Raw genomic sequence first — 19,584 nt, 5'->3', positions numbered from 1 at the left:
AGATTCCCTGCTCACCTGGATCAACGGCGACCGGCGGAGTTCGGGAGGGTTGCGCTGTGCGATCACTCGACGAATTCGAGCGTGAGCAGGGCATCTTGCTCGACCTCGAAGCTTCGGGCCGGGTTTCGGTCAACGAGCTGAGCGACCGTTTCGGCGTGTCGGCGGTTACGGTGCGCAAGGATCTCGACGCGCTGGAGCGGCGGAACCTGTTGCGCCGGGTTCGCGGCGGCGCGGTCGGGGTCGGGACCACCGACGAGGGCGCGTGGGCCATGCGCGTCCGGCACTCGCACGCGGCGAAGCGGGCGATCGCGCGCCGCGCGGCCGAACTGGTCCAGCACGGTGACGTGATCGCGATGGACTCCTCGACCACCGCCTACCACGTCGCCACCGAACTGGTCGACCGCAGGAACCTGGTGGTGATCACCAACGGGCTCCGGGTGGCGACCCTGTTCATGGAGCAGACGAACTCCATGGTGCTGATGCCCGGTGGTGTGCTGCGCCGTTCCGCGGAATCCATGGTCGGCCCGATCGGCGACCTGCTGACCGGGCGCGGCCGGATCGACAAGGGCTTCTTCGGGCTCGTCGGCCTCTCGCCGGAGAACGGGCTGATGGACGTCAGCCCGGACGAGGCACAGACCAAGGCGTTCATCGCGGGCGTGTGCGACCGCGTCTACGGCGTGTTCGACTCCTCGAAGGCGGGCCGTTTCGCCATTCACCCGTTCGTGAAGCCGGATCGCGTGGACGCGCTCATCACCGACGACGGGATCCCGCCGAAGGTGGTCACGGACTGGGCGGCGATCGGGGTTCCGGTGCGGGTCGCCGAGATCGAGCGCACGCTCGGTGGCACGGCATGACGGTGGCGCGGACGGTGGCCGCCGTCGACCTCGGTGCCGAAAGCGGCCGGGTGGTGCGCGCGGGGTTCGACGGGACCCGGTTCGAAGTGGACATCGCGCACCGGTTCACGCACAGCCCCCGGACCGAGAACGGGATCCTGCGCTGGGACATGGACACCCTGTCCGGCGAGGTCACCGCGGGGCTCGCCAGGCTCGACGCGGGCGGCGGAGTGGTCGACTCGGTCGGCGTCGACGCCTGGGGTGTCGACTATGGACTGTTCCGTGTGGACGGACGACTGGTCGACTCGCCCACCTGCTACCGGGATCCGCGCCAGCTCGACGCGATGAAGCGCGCTGTCGACGCGGTCGGAGCGGACGCGATCTACGACGCGACCGGTGTCCAGCTGATGCCCATCAACACGATCTTCGGGCTCACCTCCGATCTGCACGACCACCCCGGCCGGGTCGCGGCGGCGGAGAAGCTGCTGATGATGCCGGACGTCTTCCACCGCCTGCTTTCCGGCAGCACCAGCACCGAGTACACCGCCGCGTCCACCACCGGCGCGCTCGACATGCGCACCGGCCGCTGGGCCACGGGATTGCTCACCGCGCTGGGGATCCCGGACCGGTTGATGCCGGAGGTGGTCCAGCCCGGCACCGACGTCGGGGAGCTCCGTGGCGGGTTCACCGGTGCGCTGTCGGCGGCCAGGGTGATCGTGCCGCCCGCACACGACACCGCGAGCGCGGTCGTCGCGATTCCGTTCACCGAACCCGGTGCGCTGTTCATCTCGTCCGGGACCTGGTCGCTCGTCGGCGTGGAGACGGCGAGCGCCCGCGTCGACGCCTCGGCGAAGGCGGTCAACCTCACCAACGAAGGCGGCTACGGCGGCACGATCCGCTTGCTGCGCAACGTGATGGGGCTGTGGCTGCTGCAGGAGTGCCGCAAGCAGTGGCGCCGCGATGGCGCCGATCTCGGGTACGCGGAGATCGCCGAACTCGCGCGCGCCGAACCCGGCCTGGTCAGCGTGGTGAACCCGGATTCGACCGAGTTCCTGATGCCGGGCGACCTGCCGCGCCGCATCCAGGAGTACTGCGCGCGGACCGGGCAGCCGGTGCCCTCGACGGTCGGCGCGATCGCCCGCTGCGCGATCGACTCGCTGGCGCTCGGCTACCGGCGGGTGCTCGACGCGATCACCGCGGTCACCGGGACCAGGCCCGTCGCGGTCAACATCGTCGGCGGCGGCGCGCGGCACGCCCTGTTGTCGCAGCTCACTTCGGACGCCACCGGCCTGCCGGTCCGATGTGGACCGGTGGAGGCCACCGCCATGGGCAACGCGGCGGTCCAGCTCGCCGCGCTCGGGGAATTCAGCGGTGTCACCGAAATCCGGGCCGCCGTCGAGAACTCCGCCGACCTGACCGAGTACGAGCCGCACGCCCGGCACGACTGGGCCGCGGCTGCCGTCCTGCTGGAGAGCCTGACCAGTGCCGATGGTCCCTGACTTACGAGAATCCGCCGAAGAGAGGGATGACCCGCATGAGGACAGCGATCCGGACCACCGCGGTTGCCGTCGGCCTCGTCGCCACCTTGGCCGCGGCAGGCTGCACCCAGAAGAACACCGGCCAGGGTGCCGGGACCAACGCGGGCGGGAAGCACCAGATCGCGTTCGTGCCGAAGCTGCAGGGCATCCCGTACTTCGAGGCGATGAACACCGGCGGCAAGGGCGCGGAGCAGGCGCTCGGCGACGCGACCTGGCTCTACCAGGGCCCGACGCAGGCCGACGCGGCCGCGCAGACGCAGATCGTGCGCTCGTTCATCCAGCGCGGGGTGCAGGTCATCGTGGTCGCGCCGAACGACCCGAACTCGATGGCGCCGGTGCTGAAGGAGGCGCAGGACAAGGGCATCAAGGTGATGACCTCGGACACCGACGCACCCAACTCGGTCCGCGACGCGTTCGTGAACCAGGCTTCCACCGAGCAGATCGGCAAGGCGCTCACCGACGCGATGCTGAAGGCCATGGGTGGCAAGGGGAAGTACGCGATCGTCTCCTGTGGAGAGACGGCCGAGAACCTGAACTCGTGGATCAAGGTGCAGAAGCAGTACACCGCCGAGAAGTACCCGGAAGCCCAGATCGTCGACACCGTGTACGCGGGCGAGGACCAGGCCAAGGCGACCCAGATGGCGGCGGATCTGATGAACGCGCACCCCGACCTCACCGGCCTGATCGGGGAGTGCACCTCGTCCGCGCCCGGTGTCGCGCAGGCCGTGAAGGACTCGAACCGGATCGGCAAGGTGTTCACCGTCGGCCTCGGCACGCCGAAGTCGATGAAGCCGTACCTCGCGGACCGTTCGTCGTCCAGTTCGATCCTGTGGGACGTCGAACAGCTCGGCTACCTCACCGCGTGGGCCGGTGACCAGCTCGCCTCCGGCAAGCAGTTCCAGCCGGTGAACAAGGTGAGCGACAAGCTGCCCGCGGTGAAATGGGACGCGGCCACCAAGACACTGCTCCTCGGCGACCCGCTCGTGATCACCAAGGACAACGCCGACCGGTTCAGCTACTGAGATGAGCGCGCCTCGACTGTCCGTGAAGGACATTTCGAAGCGGTACGGCGCGGTGCGCGCGATCGGGCACGCGGATCTCGTCGTCGAGCCGGGCACGGTGCACGCGCTGGTCGGGGAGAACGGGGCGGGCAAGTCGACCCTGATCAAGATCCTGGCCGGCGCGGTCACCCCGGACACCGGGTCGATCGAGTTCGACGGCGCGCCCGCGCGCATCGGCGCCACCGCGGACGCGATGGCGCTCGGGATCGCGACCGTCTACCAGGAACCGCAGCTCTTCCGCGAGCTCACCGTGTCGGAGAACATCTTCCTCGGCCGCGAGCTGCGTTCGGGACCGAGGATCGACTGGGCGGCGCAGCACGCACGCGTGGTGGAACTGCTCGACCTGCTCGGGTTGCCGTCGAAGGAGGCCACCTCCCAGGTCGGTGACCTGTCGATCGCCGAGCAGCAGCAGGTGTCGATCGCGAAGGCACTCGCCGGGGACGCGAAACTGCTCATCCTCGATGAGCCGTCGGCCATCCTCACCGACGCCGAGATCGAGGTGCTCTTCGGCGTGGTGCGGCGGCTGAAGGAATCCGGCGTCGCGGTCATCTACATCTCGCACCGGCTCGACGAGCTGTTCCGGATCGCGGACGAGGTGACCGTGATGCGCGACGGCGCGACGCTCGGCACCTACCCGATCGCCGAGCTCACCGTGCGGGAGATCGCGGAGCTGATGGTCGGCGATGTGCTCGACGACGAACGTCCCACCAGGACTGTCCCGGATGGACCGCCGAAGCTCGAACTTTCCTCACTCGGCTTGGAAGGCGAGTTCCACGACGTCGACGTGACGGTCAAGGCGGGTGAGATCGTCGCGCTGTACGGGCTCGTCGGCTCCGGCGTCTCGGAGATCGCGAACACGGTCTACGGGATCGACCCGGCGACGACGGGGGAAATCCGGCTCGGCGGCGAACCCGTCCGCCCGATCTCGCCACGGCACGCGCAGAAGCTCGGCATCGCGCTGCTGCCCGCCGACCGCAAGGCACAGGGCATGTTCTCGTTCCAGTCCATCGCGTTCAACATCTCGGTCGGGCACCTTCCGCTGCTGTCGAAGTTCCGGTTGTGGATGGACCGGGGTCGCGAAAGGACGGTCGCGAAGGACCTGATCGACCGGCTCGCCGTGAAGACGCCGAGCGAGCGCCAGCCGATCGGCGCGATGTCCGGCGGGAACGCGCAGAAGGTCGTGCTGGCCCGCCAGCTCGTGCGGCGCCCCGACGTGCTCATGCTCGCCGAGCCGACCCAGGGCGTCGACGTCGGCGCGAAGGAGGAGATCCACCGGATCGTCACCGCGCTCGCCGACGAGGGCACGGCGGTGCTGGTGGTCACCTCCGATCTCCCGGAGGCGCTGCGGATCGCCGACCGGCTGCTGGTGGTGCGCGGCGGCACGACCGTCGCCGAGTTCGGTCGTGAAGCGTCCCAAGTGGACGTTCTCGCGGTAGCAGCGGGGGAGGTGCGCACATGACGGCCGTCGCCGTGCGGGGCAAGCGCGAACGCGTCATCGCGCCACTCGTGACCGGGCAGGAGATCGTGCTCCTCGTCGTGGTCGCCGCGCTCTGGTTCGTGCTGTGGTGGGCCACCCCGGCGTTCCTGTCCGCGGATTCGCTCCGGCCACTGCTGATCGAGGTCGCGCCGGTCGCGCTCATCGGCGTCGGCATGACGCTGGTCATCGTGTCCGCCGGGATCGACGTGTCGGTCGGCAGTGCCATGATGGTGTGCGGCGTGATCACCGCGCGCCTGCTCGTCGAGGCGCAGGTCTCGCTGGTGGTGGCGCTGCTCGTCGCGATCGCGGTCGGCGCGCTGCTCGGCGCGGTCAACGGCGTGCTGATCGCGTGGGGCAGGGTGCACGCGATCATCATCACCTTCGGCACGCTCAACCTGTTCCAGTTCGTCGGCAGGCAGCTCTTCGGCTCGCAGACGGTCAACGGCATTCCGTCCACGTTGGACATCTTCGGCCGCGGCGACGCGGGCAGGACGTTCGGGCTGCCGCACAGCTTCCTGCTGATGGCGGTCATCGCGGCCGCGGTGTGGTGGTACCTGCGCCAGACACCGGGCGGCAGGCACTTCTACGCGATCGGCGGCGACCCGGTCGCCGCCGAACTCGCCGGGGTGCGGGTGCGGCGCCGGGTGCTGCTCGCCTACGTGGTCACCGGCGCGCTGGTCGGGCTGGCCGCCGTGTTCACCATCGCCAAGGGCACCGCGACGCTCGACCAGAGCATCGGCTCCGGCAAGGAGCTCGCGGTGATCGCCGCCGTGGTGATCGGCGGGACGTCCATCATGGGCGGTCGCGGTTCGGTGCTCGGCACCATCCTCGGCGCGCTGCTGGTGCAGACCGTCACCTCCGGCGTGACCCAGCTCGGCTGGCCGAGCGATCTGTCGGACCTGTTCGTCGGCGTGTTCGTGATCATCGCGGTGGGCGCCGACCTGCTGCGGGAGCGAGCGAGGAGGGCGAAGCGATGACCGAGATCGACGTGAAGGCCGAGCCCGGCCTCGGCTCGCGCATGCTGCGCGCGGTGCTGACCCGCCGCGAGATACTGCTGGTGATCCTGATCGTCGTCGTGGTGGTCTGGATGACGCTGCTGGGCTACGGCGGGTACCTGACCGGTCCGTACAACCCGGACTACCTCGCCGCCTCGCTCGTCGACGCGGTGCCGCTGGCGATGCTCGCGCTCGCGGAGCTGCTGGTGATCGTGTCCGGCCGCGGCGGGATCGACCTGTCGATCGGCGCGATCGTGTCGCTGACCGGCATGGTGTTCGGATTCGCGAGTGGACAGTGGGGCTGGCCGCTGCTCCCGGCGATCCTGCTCGCGGTGGCGGTCGGCGGCGCGCTCGGCGCGGTGAACGGGTTCCTGGTCGCCCGCCTCGGTTTTCCCGCGCTGATCACCACGCTGGCCACGTACTACGCGTTCAAGTCGCTCGCCGTGGTGATCAACGCCCAGCAGCCGATCAGCACGCCGAGCATCCAGTCGCTGTACTCACTCACCGCCTCGGTCGAGATCCCGGTGATCGGGCACGACATCCCGAACGTGCCGCTCGGCGTGTTCACCTTCCTGCTCCCGGCGATGGTGCTCGTGTGGCTTCTGCTGCAGCGCACCACGTTCGGGCGGCGGCTGTTCGCGATCGGCACCAACGACGTCGCGGCGACCTGGTCCGGGGTGCCCGTCGCGGGGACCAGGATGCGCGCCTACGTGCTGGCCGGGGTGATCGCCGGGTTCGTCGCGGTCTACACCACCGGGCAGTTCGCGTCGGCGCGGCCGGACGCGGGCACCGCGGGCAACGGGCTCGCGCTGCCCGCGATCACCATCGCCGTGCTCGGCGGCGTCGCGATCACCGGCGGGATCGGCAGGGTCTCCGGCGTGTTGCTCGCGGCGATCCTCGTCACCTGGCTCAACGCCGGGATCCTGCTGCTGTTCGAAGGCAACGAGGGCACCCAGTTCCAGCTTCTCGCGCTCGGCGCGGTACTCGTCTTCTGCGCACTGCTCAACGCGTACACCACGAGAAAGTACGGGGGGACCCGATGAGTGAGAACGTCCCGGACGCGGTCGGCGAGCTGCTCGCGCGCTCGAACCGGCTCGGCGCCGATCCCGCGGTGACCAACTACGGCGGCGGCAACACCTCGGTCAAGGTTTCGGTGACCAGCCCGGCGACCGGTGAGCCGGTGGAACTGCTCTACGTCAAGGGATCCGGCGGCGATCTCGGGACGCTGCGGGCGAAGGGGCTTGCGGTACTGGAGCGCGAGCGGCTCGTCGCGCTCGACTCCGTCTACAAAGGAGTGTCCCACGAGGACGAGATGGTGCCGCTGTTCTCGTACTGCTCGCACGGCACCGGCGGTGCCACGCCGTCGATCGACACCCCGATGCACGGGCTCGTCGACTCCCCGCACGTGGACCACCTGCACCCGGATTCGGTGATCGCGCTCGCCTGCGCCGCCGATGGCGAACGGCTGGTGCGCGAGATCTGGGGCGGCTCGGTGGCCTGGGTGCCGTGGCAGCGGCCGGGATGGGAGCTGGGCAGGTCGATGGCCGAACTGTCCGCGAGGCCGGGGGTCATCGGGGCGGTCCTCGGCGGGCACGGGCTCACCACCTGGGGCGCCACCAGCGACGAAGTGGAACTGCGGTCGCTGACGATCATCCGCGAAGCCGCGGAGTACCTCGCGCGCACTTCGGTGGCCGAGCCGTTCGGGCCGGTGGTCAGGTCCACGTTGGACACCGTGGACCGCCGTGCCCGCGCGGCGGAGTTGTTCGGTCACCTGCGCGCGATCGCCTCGGTGGACCGGCGCCAGGTCGGGCACTTCACCGACAGCGAGGTCGTGCTCGACTTCCTGGCACGGGAGAAGCTCGAACCGCTCGTCGCGCTGGGCACCTCCTGCCCCGATCACTTCCTGCGCACCAAGGTCCGCCCGCTGCTGCTCGACACCGCACCGGATGCTCCACTTGAGACGGTCGTGGCCAGGCTCGCCGAACTGCACGCGTCCTACCGGGACGAGTACAGCGCCTACTACCACCGTCACGCCACGGCCGGCTCGCCGGCGATGCGCGGTGCCGACCCGGCGATCGTGCTGGTGCCCGGTGTCGGCATGTTCTCGTTCGGCGCCGACAAGCAGACCGCGCGCGTCGCGGGCGAGTTCTACGTCAACGCGATCAACGTGATGCGGGGCGCCGAAGGTGTGTCGACTTATCGGCCGGTGACCGAAGCGGACAAGTTCGCCGTCGAGTACTGGCAGCTCGAAGAGAAGAAGCTGAAGCTCCGCCCGGCACCGAAGGCGCTCGCGGGCAAGGTCGCCGTCGTGACCGGTGGGGCCTCCGGTATCGGGCTGGCCACCGCGAAGCTGCTGTCCGAGCACGGCGCGAACGTCGTCGTCGCCGATCTCGACCAGTCCACATGCGACACCGTGGCCGCCGATCTCGGCGGGCCGGACGCGGCCGTCGGCGTCGCCATGGACGTGACCGATGTGGACGCCGTGACCGCCGGGATCGACGCGGCGGTACTGGCCTTCGGTGGCGTGGACATCGTGGTCAACAACGCGGGCATCACCCGCGCGGGCAAGCTGGCCGACACCTCCGTCGAGGACTGGGACCTGCAGTACGGGATCATGGTGCGCGGGTCGTTCCTGGTCGCGCACGCGGCGGAGCGGGTGCTGCGGGCCCAGCGCCTCGGCGGCGACATCGTCAACATCTGCTCCAAGAACGCCGTGTTCGCGGGGCCCGCCAATCTCGCCTACTCCTCGGCGAAAGCGGCGCAGGCGCACATGGTCCGGCTGCTGGCCGCCGAACTCGGCGAGATCGGCGTCCGCGTCAACGGCGTGAACCCGGACGGCGTGGTCCGCGGATCGGGGATCTTCGCCGGTGGCTGGGGCGCCTCGCGCGCGGCGACCTACGGCGTCGACGAGAAGGACCTCGGCAAGTTCTACGCGCAGCGGACCGTGCTGAAGGTCGAGGTGCTGCCCTGGCACGTCGCCTCGGCGGTGCTGACGTTGACGAACGGCTCGCTGCCCATCACCACCGGCCTGATCATCCCCGTCGATTCCGGAGTCCCACAAGCTTTCCTGCGTTAGGGAGGAACCATGATCGGCATCCACGCGCTGGTGTGGGCGGGCGGCTGGAGCGAGCACGAGGCGCGCCGGGCGATCCGCTCGTCGGCGGAGGCGGGCTACGACCTCATCGAGATCGCCGCGATCGACCCCTCGCTGTTCGACGCGCCGATGACCGCGCGGCTGCTCTCCGAGCACGGCCTGTCCGTCAGCGCGAGCCTCGGGCTCGACGACGAGACCGACGTGTCGAGCGAGGACACGTCCATTGTGGAGGCAGGACGACGGCGCCTGGAGTCCGCTGTGGACCTCGTTCGCGACCTCGGCGGCAGCTACCTCGGTGGCGTCCTCTTCGGCAAGCTCGGCCGCTACACCGCGCCCGTGACGCCGAGGGGCAGGGCGAACTCGGTGGAAAGCATCGCGCTGCTTGCCGATCGCGCCGCGTCCTACGGGATCACGCTCGGCCTCGAATTCTGCAACCGCTACGAGACGAACGTGCTCAACACGACCGCGCAGACCCTGGAGTTCATCGACGAGGTCGGACGGTCCAATGTGGTCGCCCACCTCGACACCTACCACATGAACATCGAGGAACGGTCCTTCCGCGACGCCGTGCTGGCGGCCTCGGCGGCGGGCAAGCTCGGCTACGTGCACGTGGGGGAGTCGCACCGCGGGCAGCTCGGCACCGGTTCCGTGCCGTGGGACGAGTTCTTCTCCGCGCTCGACGAGGTGGGCTACGACGGCACCGTGACCTTCGAATCCTTCTCCTCGGAGGTCGTGCACCCCACGCTGTCGTCCTCGCTGGCCATCTGGCGCAACCTGTGGGCGGACGGCATGGACCTCGCGGTCGGGGCACGCGAGTTCCTGCGAAAGCGTTATTCGGCGGCGCGCTGAGCGATGTCGTGTGACCATTCGGTCATGCCCACGCCTACCACCTGGAGTACGCGCGCCGAAACGAGCGCGGACATCCCCGCGGTCCGGGAGATCACGCTCGCCGCGTTCGAAACCGCCCAAGAAGCCGACCTGCTCGACGCCCTGCGCGCCGACCCTTCGTGGATCGACGGCCTGTCCGTCGTCGCGACGACCCCGGACGGCACGGTCACCGGGCACGCGCTGCTGACCCGGTGCCACCTCGACGACATCCCGGCGCTGTGCCTGGGGCCGTGCTCGGTGTCCCCCGCACACCAGCGAACCGGTGCGGGTTCGGCGGCCATCCGCGCCGCCCTGTCGGCGGCCGGTGACCACGGCGAGCACTTCGTCGTGGTGCTCGGGCACCCGTCGTACTACCCGAGGTTCGGGTTCACCCGCGCGTCGGGCTTCGGGATCAGGCTGTCCGTCGAGGTACCGGATGACGCACTGATGGCGCTCAGCCTCGACGGCCACCCCGTCCCCGGTGGACTCGTGCACTACGCGGCCCCGTTCGGAATCTGAGTTCGCCTTCGCGCCCCATGCCCCGAAGGCGACGCCTGGGGCCTCAGATGAGCGGCAGGGGCCAGCGATACCAGCCGTCGTCGTTGGCGAACCACACGAATTGGGTGCTGTCGTTGGCGACGACACCGAATTTGTCGGGGCCGGGCCGTCCGAGGTCGTTGAACAAGTGGCGGGTGATTTCGATGGTGTCGAAGATCCGCCGTGGCCCGGACTGGACGATCTGGTACGCGCCCTCAGGCTCGGGCTCGGTGAATGCTTCGGCACGCGAGCCGTCGTGGGCGGTGGCGATGACAGCATCGCGTTCACGCCGCGTGCTCGGGTCGAAGGCCCGTCCCCGGTACAGGGATTGTGCTCCGTGGAGCTGAAGCTGGAGCAGGAACCGGAAAGCCTCGTCGTCGACGGGGAGGTCTGCGGGGGACAGTGGGGTCGTGGTGCGGCTGGACGGCCAGCGCCGCTGGGTGGGAGTGTGCTCGTGGGGGTGGTGCGGGTCGGCGGGATCAGGGCGTAGCCACATGAAGTGGCCGCCGATCGGCAGGATGGGGCCGATGACCTCACCGTCGTTGTCGTGGGTGAGCAGGCAGAGGGTGCCCCCGGCGAGGTCGCCGCGCAGGTTGCCGAGGATCTTCCCGCCGGGTTTGAGTTGCTGGATCCAGGCGGACGGGACCTCGGGTATGGCCGCGGTGGTGATGATCCTGTCGTAGGGGCCGTGCTCCGGTGCGCCCGCGGCGCCGTCTCCGATGATCAGTGTGGGGGTGTAGCCCAGGTCGGTGAGGCGTTTGGTGGCGTGGTGAACGAGTGCGGGGTCGATGTCGGCGGATATGACGTTGCGATCGCCGACCCGGTGGGAGAGCAGGGCGGCGTTGTAGCCGGTCCCCGTTCCGATTTCGAGGATTTTCATGCCGTCACGGACGTCGAGGGCTTCGAGCATGCGGGCCATGAGGCTGGGCATCGTGGAGGAACTGGTCGGCACCCGGAGCGGTTCGCCGGTGGGCAGGATGTGACCCGCGGCATGGGGTTTATCTTGCGTGACCAGGGATTCGTCGGAGTAGACCAGTGACAGCCATTCGTCGCGGTCGGCGGGATCGTCACCGGACAGCCGTCGGTAACCGTTCGCGGAGGTGACGAACACGTCGGGGGTGAACAGGTGCCGGGGTGTCGCGGCGAACGCGTCGATCCATTCCTTGCTGCGCAGGTGGCCTTCCCCGGTCAGCGCGGTGACGAGGGTGGTGAGTCGGGGCTCCCAGCCGAGGATGGTCATGTGGTGCCTCCGGTGAGCTGGCGGGCGATGGCCTCGGCGATGGGCAGGCCGGTCTCGTACTCGATCCAGCCCCATTGGGCATTGGCTCCGCATTCGAGGAACCACCAGTCGCCGGCGGTGTCGACGGTGAAGTCGAAGCACCCGAATACCAGGCCGAACCGGTGGAGATAAGCCGTGACGGAGGCCGCGACGGCGTCAGGGGGTGCAACCGGTTCGTAACGCAGTGAGGGATAGTCGGCTCTCCAGTCCCAGTAGGACTCTTCCGAACCGGCGTGGATGATGGTGGCGAAGCACTCGCGGCCCACCGCGGTCAGCCGGACATCGTGGCGCTTGGGGACGAACGCCTGGAATTGGCACGGGCTGAGCGCGATCGCGTCATCGTCGAGGTCATCAGCGCGAACCAGCGTGGCGTAGACCAACTTGACCTCGTCGGTGCGGAGAAACGCGGCAGTGAGCGGCTTGTAGAGGATTCGGCCGTCGGTCTCATGAGCGAAGGCGCGGGCCTCCTCAGCGTCATTGGTGATCAGGGTGCGGGGAACGCGGAACCCGACGTCCGCGGCGGCTTGCAACTGGGCGGGTTTCAGCTCCGCGTCCGCGATTCTGGACGGATGGTTGACGAACGGAACCCGTAGGCAGAACAGCAACCCACCCAGCCCCTGACGAGCTTCCGCGGCAGCGAACCGCCGCTCCTGCGCCGGTAGGTGGGCAGGGAACCGGAAGCCGCTGGGACGCCGGTAGTAGACGGACCTGATCTCGGAAAGCCTCAGTTCGCGGTGCCCGTCCGACAGCCAGCCGGTCCAGTCAGGGCCGGTCGCGGTGCACGACAACGTCTTCGGAAAGTCGCCAAGGTCCATCCGCGCATGAGCACAGCCGCGGTCATCGAGTGCCTGGCAGACTCGCGTAGCGGTGTCATCGTCGGGTGCGGTGAGGACCAGAACTGTCACGTCAGTCTTCCCTTTCCCGCTGTACGTCGTCCTGGATGGTGTCGGTCTTCCCGTCCCGGCTGATCTGGGTCGCTTCCTTTACGGTGACCGTGTAGTAGGTCTTCTCGTGTTTGTCGACCGGGACTGTCGGGCTCACCGCGAACCGCAGCCCGAATGGCCTCGGCCCCTCCTGCATCGCCACGACGTCGCCGACGGGAATCTCTGCGTTCACTCTCATCGCTTCCCCTCCCTCGTTTCGCGGATGTCCAATCCGAAAGTACTGGGATCGTCGCCGATCAGGGAACCTCAGTAACCGATCGGGCCACGTTGACGCGCGCAGGTCATTCGATTGCCCGGCATTCGTGGAAAACGGTACCCCGAATCGGACGCTGACACGCTGCTATCGCGTGGCGGCGAAATCCTGCACACGTAGTGAGATTTTGGGCGAAGTGTCGCTCGCATGGCGGATGCGTCGGGGTTTCCTGTTGGCGACGATGGTCTTGTCAGGCGATCTTGGGTACGGGCAGGGCTGCGTTCGCGGTCGGTTCGCGGTCGGTTCGCGGGCTCGGCGAACGCAGCGAAACGGCTCCGGTGCGATGCCTCATCATCGCGCCGGAGCCGCCGCTGGTCGTGTTCGGTGTGGGGCTACCGCCCGGGCTCGATGTGGTTCAGGAAGGTGTTCCATCCGGCTCGGGTGAAGGTCAGTTCGGGACCGGTGTCGCGTTGTTTCGAGTCTCGGACGGCCATGCCGGTGAGGAGGTCGGCGGCCTCCACACAATTCTGCGCGCCGTTGCTGTAGGAACTCTTTCGCCAGGCTCGGCTGGCGGGGCCAGGGGTGGACATCGGGTGCTCCTTGTCGTCACGTCCGGCCGTCGCGAATCCGCCGGATCCGCTCGACGGTCGCCTTCGCGGGCAACGCGTGCGTCAGCACGCGCTCAAAGTTCAGGGTATATGCCTGGACCTCGGCAGATTCCTCGATGTAGAGGCCTGAGTTGAGGCTCTCCAGGTAAACCGCGCCCGCTTCGGCGTGATCGAAGTTGATGACGACGTACGAGATGCCGAATCCGGGGTACGCCCCGGTCGCCTTCGGGATCAGTTGAAGGGTCACCGTGGGGAGTTCGGCCACGGTCAAGAGGTGGTCGAGCTGTTGCCGCATGGTATCCGGGCCGCCGATCTCCTGTTCGAGTGCGGCCTCGTGTACCACAGCGTGCAGCTTCAGAGGGTTCTCCCTGTTGGTAAGCCGGGACTGACGCTGCTGTCGTAGCCTGCTGCGCTCTTCGATGAGCGCCTCGTCTGGCTCGGGCAGCCACGACCTCACCAACGCAGCCGAGTACGCCGCGGTCTGCACCAGACCGGGCACGAGAATCATTTCCACGTTCCAAATGGAGGTTGCCTCGGCTTCGGTCTGGATGAAGTCGGCGAAATCGCCACTGAGCGCGTCCGAGTACGAACGCCACCAAGCGTCGCGTTCCATTCCCGCTCGCGCCATCGAGGCCACGCGATCGCGTTCGGCGTCGCCGACGTGCAACACCGTGGCGATCGCGATGATCTCCGCGAACGGGGTGGGCACCCTCGCGGTCAGGAACTTGTTGAGCTTGGCCGGTGACCACCCGAGGTCCTTGGCCAGCGCCACCTGGCTGGTCTTCGGTTCGGCGCGGTCGAGCCAGGCGCGCAAGGTCCGCGCCACTCGCCGCTGGCGAACGTTGAGCGCGTCCGGCTTGTCAAGCTCCACTTTCGTGACCTCCACACAGCGTGACCGACGGCCTGGACCGGCCACGACAAGTCGCGGCGCGGCCCTCTCTCAGCCGTCCGAGTGAATACCTCGCCGATGACATTCTCAGTCTTGCTGTCGCGAAATATTTCCTAGCACTATACCTCGAACGAACGGCTCAGCGTACTGGAGGCCGAAGCACGGTCGGCCAAGACGGCACGGCTCACGGCCGAGTAGCTGAATTCGCAGGACAGGGGAGGTTTCCATGGCAGAGGCGAGGTCCCGTGAGAGTCCAGAGCACACCACTGCGATCTTGTGCTTGAGCGCCGCAGGGCAGCGGCGCGCGACTTTGATTTACCGGGACGCCGAGGGCGCGGTGGTGCTCGTGACGCCTCCCGGCGAGTCGGCCCGGTACTCGCCGGATCAGGCGAAGTCGGCGGGCGAGGCGTTGATCGAACACGCCGCGGCCATCACCCGCGGTAAACGTCGGCCTGTGATCGCGCGGCGGGGGATCGCGGCGATGCGACCCTCGTCGCCGCCGACCACCTGACCGGACGCCGGTGTGGCTTCTCTCGTTCGCTCACCACTCCTTCAGACCCCACTGCCGCCACCTACAGCGAGGTTTCGCATGCCCGAAAAATCTGATGGCCGTTTGTGGACGGCGTCCTACACCTCCGCGAACGACGGACGACGACACGAGGTTCGTGATGAGGAGTTCCATGCCGCGAGGCAGGCCGGGCGGCCGCCGGTCGCGTTGTGCGGGCACATCGTCGTGATGTCCGCGGCGGTCGACGAGGTCGGCGCGCCGTGCGCGGCTTGCGCGCGGCTCGTCGCCCGGTCGTCCCGGCGCTGCCTCGGTGTCGCGGAGTTGGCTGTTCGCCTCGGGAAGCTCGAACAATGCCGCGCGACAAGCCACCGCCGCCACTGGAAACGCGCTCGGCGGGTGCCGTGAGCGCGACGGGCACCGATGTTTCGCTGAGGATGTTCAACTTGGCCGTGGCGACGCAGCCGCTCGGCGAATGGACCGATCCCATGATGATCTTCATGGATTTCTGCGGCTGGGAACTCATCGGATCGGATTACGACAACGACTTGTTTTTCGAATTTCCGCCGAGTTTCCAAGGCGCGCGCGACCGGCTCAAGGAGTTCACACTCAGCGAGCTTTCGCTCAGCACGTTGGATTGCCGATGGGTGCTCAAGCGTCACCGGCTACACGCGGTGATCACCACCTGCGGCGTGCTGGGTGGATGCTCGGACCATGCCGCGATTCGGTTCCGATCTGCCTCGGAACCTGGTCGTGCGCCGAGTATGCGAATCCTCGGCAAGCTGGCGAAGAAGGCCGAGGAGATGGATCCGGTGGAGGTGGTGGAATGCGTCCTGTTCGGTGACTGTGGCACGCGCATCGCTAATCCTTGTGGATGAGCCAGGTGTCGCCGTGCCATTGCAGGGAGACGGTATCGCCGATGGTGGTCATCGTGGGTGCGCCCCGGATGGCGGAAGCCGGTACGGAGACCTTGTCCCTGCCTGCTTCGACGATCTGCCCGGCGTCCACGGTGACCTTCTTGCACGCGGCGAGATCGGCGGGGGACAGCGCGCCGAGCAGGAGCGAGAAGTTCTGCCTGCACTTGCTCGCCCCGCCCTGGTTCGACCAGGCGGGCGCGCTGATCCGGCAGAGCGCGGTGAGGTCCTTCGCGCCCAGTGCCCTGTAGTAGTTCACGAGTACGGCGGCGGCGCCCTTGGCGTCGTGCGAGACGCCGGACGAACTCGGCGAGGGCGCGGACGGTGCGGGGGCCGACGCGGCGGGCCCGAGTTTCGCCTTGAAGGCAGGGGAAATCAGCGTGCTGAGTTCGCCGTAGGGCACGGTGATCTTCTTGGTGCCGCACGCGCCGGTGTAGCCGAGCTGGAACAGGTCGAGGAAGAACTCGACGCCGTCGGGGCCGTAGGCGATGGAGGACGAGGGCAGGCCGGAGTGCCCGGTCAGCGCATCCTTGCCCAGCACCGTGGCGTCGAGCTCGGCGTGGTCACCGCCGCAGAACCCGTCCGGGGCGTGTGCGCGGAGGCGTTCGGTGACCGCGGTGAGATCGGGGCCGAACACCTGCTCCGGGGTGACGACCTCACCCGTTTCGGCGTCCACTGTGGACGTCGCGCTGGTGGTCCAGCTCGCGTGCCCGAGCACGTCGGAGTCCATCGAGAAGTCGTACCGCACGGAGATGACCTTCGGGCCCTTCATGAGGATGTCGGCCTTGCCCAGCGCGTGCGGGATGTCGCCGTCCGACTCCTTCCGGTCCACCGGAGCCAGTCCGCCGCGAACCTGCTTCACCCGGTCGTCGATCGGCTTCATCAGCGCCGCGTTGAGCTTCTTCCCGACGTCCGGGTTCGCGGCCCCGGTGACGTACGCGTATTGCATGCTGATGTCGAAATCGGGGCCGGAGAACCGTTCCGCTCTGGTCTGCAGCGCCACGTTCAACGCGGCAGCCGCGGTCGTGGACGCGGCGACCGGCGGTGGCGCGGGTTCGTCGGGGCCGGTCAGCACGACGATCGTGACCACCGCCGCGGCGACCGCGAGCACCGACGCGATGACCCCGGCGATCAGCTTCCCGCCGCCGAGCGTCGCGCCGACCGCACCGGTGCCGCCCGTGCCCGCCCCGACGATTCCACCGCTCGCTCCGACGATTCCGCCACCGGCCGCGCCGCTCGCGACCAGCGCGCCGGGAGCCAAGGCGGTCGCGGCACCGAGCACCGCGAGCGGGGAGAGCGCGACCAGCGCGGCGGCGCGTTGCGCGAGCCGCCGCCAGCCGCGGTCTTCCCAGTCTTCGCCGTACGCTTCGACGGCGACGGCTTCGAGTTCGGCCACGAACGCGGCCGCGCTGTCGGGGCGGTCGCCCGCCTGCTTCGCCATGCCGCGGGCGAGCAGCACGCGAACGGGCTCCGGTGCTTCGTCGACCGGGGCCGCGGCCGAGGTGTGCATGGTCCGCAGCGTCGCGGTGTCCTGGGCCCGGAACGGCCGGTTCCCGGTGACGCACTGGAAGAACACGCACGTCGCCGCGTACACGTCGGTCGCGGGGGTGGCGGCGTGGCCGGCCCACTGCTCGGGCGCCATGTAGGCGGGCGACCCGATCGGGGCGTCGGCCGCGCCCGCGAGCACCGCGAGCCCGAAGTCGACGAGCTTGCTCTGCCGGTCCGGGCCGACCAGCACGTTGTCCGGCTTGTAGTCGCGGTGCACGGTGCCCGCGGCGTGCGCGGCGGCCAGGCCGAGCAACGATCCCTTGAGGACGGTGAGGGCCGCCTCCGGGGACATCGCGCCTTCGACGGTCATGATGGACCGCAGCGAGACGCCGGACACGGCTTCCATCACGATCGCCGCGCCGTGCGGGGTCTCGACGAACTCGTACAGCTTGACCACGTGCGGGCTCGTGACGCGGCGCAGCATCCACGCCTCCTGGCGGAACCGCGCGAGCTGCCCTTCGTCGGTGAGGTACCGGGCGAACAGGTACTTGATCGCGACGGGGGTGCCGGATTCGGTGTGCTTCGCCAGCACGACCCGGCCGAACCCGCCTTCACCCAGCGGTTCGATCTCGGTGAATCCTGGTACGGCCCAGTTCTGCACGGGTCCTCCGGTCACGGCGCCGACTGTGGGTGTGACAGATCAGGGTGAGCCGTCACATCGGCGAGGTGAGGAAGTTATAGCCGCCGGAGGAGACCGTCGCAACCGGTTCAGGACATTCGTGCTCCATCCGGTTGGCCGAGCCAGCCCCGTCGCGCCAGTTCGGCGCGGAACCGCTGGTAGGAGTCTTCCAGCCGGGTGCCGGACGGTTCGATGACGTGACCCGGCCGCACCATCGCGCCGGTCGCCTCGGCAAGCCCGGTGTGCAGGGTGCCGGAGGCGGCCAGCAGCGCGGCGCCGAACGAGCTGTCCGCGTCGCCCGCGACCCGGAGCGGCATGCCGAGCACGTCCGCCCTGATCCGCAGCCAGACCTCGCTGCGGTTCCCGCCGCCCGCGGTGAGCAGCGGCGCGGCCACGTCGAGGCCGAGCCCGCGAAGGTGGTCCAGTGCGAGCCGTTCGCAGAAGGCGACGCCTTCGAGCGCGGCGCGGTGCGAGTCGACCTCGTCGCGTGGTTCGCCGAGCGTGAAGCCTTCGGCCCGCGGTGCCACGAACGGGAACCGTTCTCCGTTGCGGCGCAAGGGATAGCTCACGACGGTGGCGGGACCGTGCGCCGCGGCGGCACTGTCCAGCCCGGCCAGCCGGTCGTGCGGGACGGCCGCCAGCGCTTCGCCGCCGGTGTTGCTCGCGCCGCCGGGCAGCCACTGGCCGTCGGGGTGCCGGTGGCTGTACACCGCCCCGGTCGGATCCGGCAGCAGCCGCTCGCTGACCCCCTTGACGACCAGTGTCGTGCCGAGCACCGACACGAACTGCCCCGGCGCCGCGGCACCGGTGGCGAGCTGGGCTGTGCAGCCGTCGCTCATCCCGAGCAGTACCGGCGTTCCCGCGGGTAGCCCGGTTTCGGCGGCGGCCTTCGCCGAGACCGTGCCGACCGCGGTCGTCGGCGCCCGCACCTCGGGCAGCAGGGCCAGCGGGACGCCGGCGGCCGCCAGGGTCGCCTCGGCCCATTCGCCCCGGAGCGTGTCGTATCCCGCCTTGAGCGTGTGGCTCCAGTCCGCGGCGACCGGTTCGCCGCACAGGTACCAGCCGATCAGGTCCGCGGTGTGGCAGAACCTGACCGCGCCGGGGTGGTGACCGGTGAGCCAGGACAGGCGCCCGACCGTGCTCAGCACCGAGGGCTGCACGCCGAGCGCGCGCCACCGCGCTTCGTCGGCGGCCCAGCCGTCACGAGCGGCGGCGGTCTGCCTGCGGTCGTCGTACATCAGCGCGGGACCGACGGGTGTTCCCGCGCGATCGACGGCGACGACGGTGCCGCTGGTGGCCGTGATCGCGAGCCCGGCGACCGGGGTGCCCGCGGGCAGTTCGCCGAGTGCGGTGCCGAGCGCGCGGCAGGCCGACGGCCACCACGCGGCCGCGTCCTGTTCGCGGTGGCCGGGTTCCGGGTGCTCCGGGGCGGGCAGTGGCACCGACGCCGTCGCGAGCGTTTCGCCCGTGGCCGTCACGCAGCGCGCGCGGACCGCGCTGGTCGCGAAGTCGAGACCGATCGCGATCGGCTCCATGGCCCCTCCGGAGATCCTGGTGTCACATGAACAATGTGAACTTAACACATTTCGATGTTATGTTCTAGCTCCGGTTGCTGTGAAAGTTGCCGGCAGCGCTACCGTTCCCGGCGGCTTTCGCTGCGTTGTCCCGATAACAGCGGCTTGT

General features: G+C 69.1%; 19 protein-coding genes. 12 read left to right on the top strand and 7 right to left on the bottom strand.

Features of this window, described 5'->3' with window-relative positions:
* Positions 1-56 precede the first annotated feature (56 nt).
* The 9 genes from ABD256_RS16690 to ABD256_RS16650 are packed head-to-tail and all read left to right on the top strand — an operon-like array spanning position 57 to position 10,384.
* The gene (locus tag ABD256_RS16690; RefSeq protein WP_344418790.1) at positions 57-854 is read left to right on the top strand and encodes a DeoR/GlpR family DNA-binding transcription regulator; all 798 of its coding nucleotides are present in this window, start codon (positions 57-59) and stop codon (positions 852-854) included.
* Positions 851-2,332: a rhamnulokinase gene (locus tag ABD256_RS16685; protein WP_344418787.1), complete on the top strand. Its 1,482-nt coding sequence runs from the start codon at positions 851-853 to the stop codon at positions 2,330-2,332. Before ABD256_RS16690 ends, ABD256_RS16685 begins: the two co-directional genes overlap by 4 nt.
* 35 nt (positions 2,333-2,367) lie before the next feature.
* On the top strand, positions 2,368-3,393 hold the full coding sequence (locus ABD256_RS16680; protein ID WP_344418784.1) for an autoinducer 2 ABC transporter substrate-binding protein: 1,026 nt from the start codon (positions 2,368-2,370) through the stop codon (positions 3,391-3,393).
* A gap of 1 nt (position 3,394) precedes the next feature.
* Positions 3,395-4,891: a sugar ABC transporter ATP-binding protein gene (locus ABD256_RS16675; protein WP_344418780.1), complete on the top strand. Its 1,497-nt coding sequence runs from the start codon at positions 3,395-3,397 to the stop codon at positions 4,889-4,891.
* Positions 4,888-5,886 carry an ABC transporter permease gene (locus ABD256_RS16670; protein ID WP_344418777.1) on the top strand — a complete coding sequence of 333 codons (999 nt, stop codon included), beginning with the start codon at positions 4,888-4,890 and terminating at the stop codon, positions 5,884-5,886. The genes ABD256_RS16675 and ABD256_RS16670 overlap by 4 nt, the downstream gene beginning before the upstream one ends.
* Positions 5,883-6,947, top strand: coding sequence for an ABC transporter permease (locus tag ABD256_RS16665; RefSeq protein ID WP_344418775.1), 1,065 nt, complete (start codon positions 5,883-5,885; stop codon positions 6,945-6,947). The genes ABD256_RS16670 and ABD256_RS16665 overlap by 4 nt, the downstream gene beginning before the upstream one ends.
* Entirely contained in the window at positions 6,944-8,980 is a 2,037-nt protein-coding gene (rhaD, locus tag ABD256_RS16660; RefSeq protein ID WP_344418773.1) for a bifunctional rhamnulose-1-phosphate aldolase/short-chain dehydrogenase, read from the top strand. The genes ABD256_RS16665 and rhaD overlap by 4 nt, the downstream gene beginning before the upstream one ends.
* Before the next feature lie 9 nt (positions 8,981-8,989).
* Positions 8,990-9,847: a sugar phosphate isomerase/epimerase family protein gene (locus ABD256_RS16655; protein WP_344418770.1), complete on the top strand. Its 858-nt coding sequence runs from the start codon at positions 8,990-8,992 to the stop codon at positions 9,845-9,847.
* Between the two features lie 24 nt (positions 9,848-9,871).
* Positions 9,872-10,384 carry a GNAT family N-acetyltransferase gene (locus tag ABD256_RS16650; RefSeq protein WP_344418768.1) on the top strand — a complete coding sequence of 171 codons (513 nt, stop codon included), beginning with the start codon at positions 9,872-9,874 and terminating at the stop codon, positions 10,382-10,384.
* Positions 10,385-10,427: 43 nt separating this feature from the next.
* Here the strand turns inward: ABD256_RS16650 and ABD256_RS16645 are convergent, their stop codons facing one another.
* The 5 genes from ABD256_RS16645 to ABD256_RS16625 all read right to left on the bottom strand — a co-directional run bounded on the left by ABD256_RS16645 (position 10,428) and on the right by ABD256_RS16625 (position 14,312).
* Positions 10,428-11,642, bottom strand: a complete 1,215-nt coding sequence (locus ABD256_RS16645) for a methyltransferase domain-containing protein (RefSeq protein WP_344418765.1) — start codon at positions 11,640-11,642, stop codon at positions 10,428-10,430.
* Entirely contained in the window at positions 11,639-12,586 is a 948-nt protein-coding gene (tgmB, locus tag ABD256_RS16640) for an ATP-grasp ribosomal peptide maturase (protein ID WP_344418762.1), read from the bottom strand. The genes ABD256_RS16645 and tgmB overlap by 4 nt, the downstream gene beginning before the upstream one ends.
* Position 12,587: 1 nt before the next feature.
* Entirely contained in the window at positions 12,588-12,803 is a 216-nt protein-coding gene (locus ABD256_RS16635; RefSeq protein WP_344418759.1) for a hypothetical protein, read from the bottom strand.
* A 407-nt stretch (positions 12,804-13,210) separates the two neighbouring features.
* Positions 13,211-13,408 carry a DUF397 domain-containing protein gene (locus ABD256_RS16630; protein WP_344418756.1) on the bottom strand — a complete coding sequence of 66 codons (198 nt, stop codon included), beginning with the start codon at positions 13,406-13,408 and terminating at the stop codon, positions 13,211-13,213.
* 16 nt (positions 13,409-13,424) lie between these two features.
* Positions 13,425-14,312 carry a helix-turn-helix domain-containing protein gene (locus ABD256_RS16625; protein WP_344418753.1) on the bottom strand — a complete coding sequence of 296 codons (888 nt, stop codon included), beginning with the start codon at positions 14,310-14,312 and terminating at the stop codon, positions 13,425-13,427.
* Positions 14,313-14,595: 283 nt separating this feature from the next.
* Between ABD256_RS16625 and ABD256_RS16620 the strand changes: the two genes are divergently transcribed.
* From ABD256_RS16620 to ABD256_RS16610, 3 genes are all read left to right on the top strand, one after another.
* The gene (locus ABD256_RS16620; protein WP_344418750.1) at positions 14,596-14,826 is read left to right on the top strand and encodes a hypothetical protein; all 231 of its coding nucleotides are present in this window, start codon (positions 14,596-14,598) and stop codon (positions 14,824-14,826) included.
* A 78-nt stretch (positions 14,827-14,904) separates the two neighbouring features.
* Positions 14,905-15,228, top strand: a complete 324-nt coding sequence (locus ABD256_RS16615; RefSeq protein WP_344418747.1) for a hypothetical protein — start codon at positions 14,905-14,907, stop codon at positions 15,226-15,228.
* Positions 15,174-15,698, top strand: coding sequence for a hypothetical protein (locus ABD256_RS16610; RefSeq protein ID WP_344418744.1), 525 nt, complete (start codon positions 15,174-15,176; stop codon positions 15,696-15,698). The genes ABD256_RS16615 and ABD256_RS16610 overlap by 55 nt, the downstream gene beginning before the upstream one ends.
* Here ABD256_RS16610 and ABD256_RS16605 read toward each other — a convergent pair.
* Together ABD256_RS16605 and ABD256_RS16600 are read right to left on the bottom strand one after the other, a co-directional pair.
* A complete protein-coding gene (locus ABD256_RS16605; protein ID WP_344418741.1) occupies positions 15,682-17,898 on the bottom strand; it encodes a serine/threonine-protein kinase in 2,217 nt (738 codons plus the stop codon). The genes ABD256_RS16610 and ABD256_RS16605 overlap by 17 nt on opposite strands.
* 92 nt (positions 17,899-17,990) lie before the next feature.
* Entirely contained in the window at positions 17,991-19,436 is a 1,446-nt protein-coding gene (locus ABD256_RS16600) for an FGGY-family carbohydrate kinase (protein ID WP_344418738.1), read from the bottom strand.
* Positions 19,437-19,584 lie beyond the last annotated feature (148 nt).

The organism is Amycolatopsis minnesotensis (genome assembly GCF_039529815.1).
GTDB lineage: Bacteria > Actinomycetota > Actinomycetes > Mycobacteriales > Pseudonocardiaceae > Amycolatopsis > Amycolatopsis minnesotensis.
The sequence above is the reverse complement of the archived record's forward strand: the minus strand, read 5'-3'. Positions and strand labels throughout refer to the sequence as shown.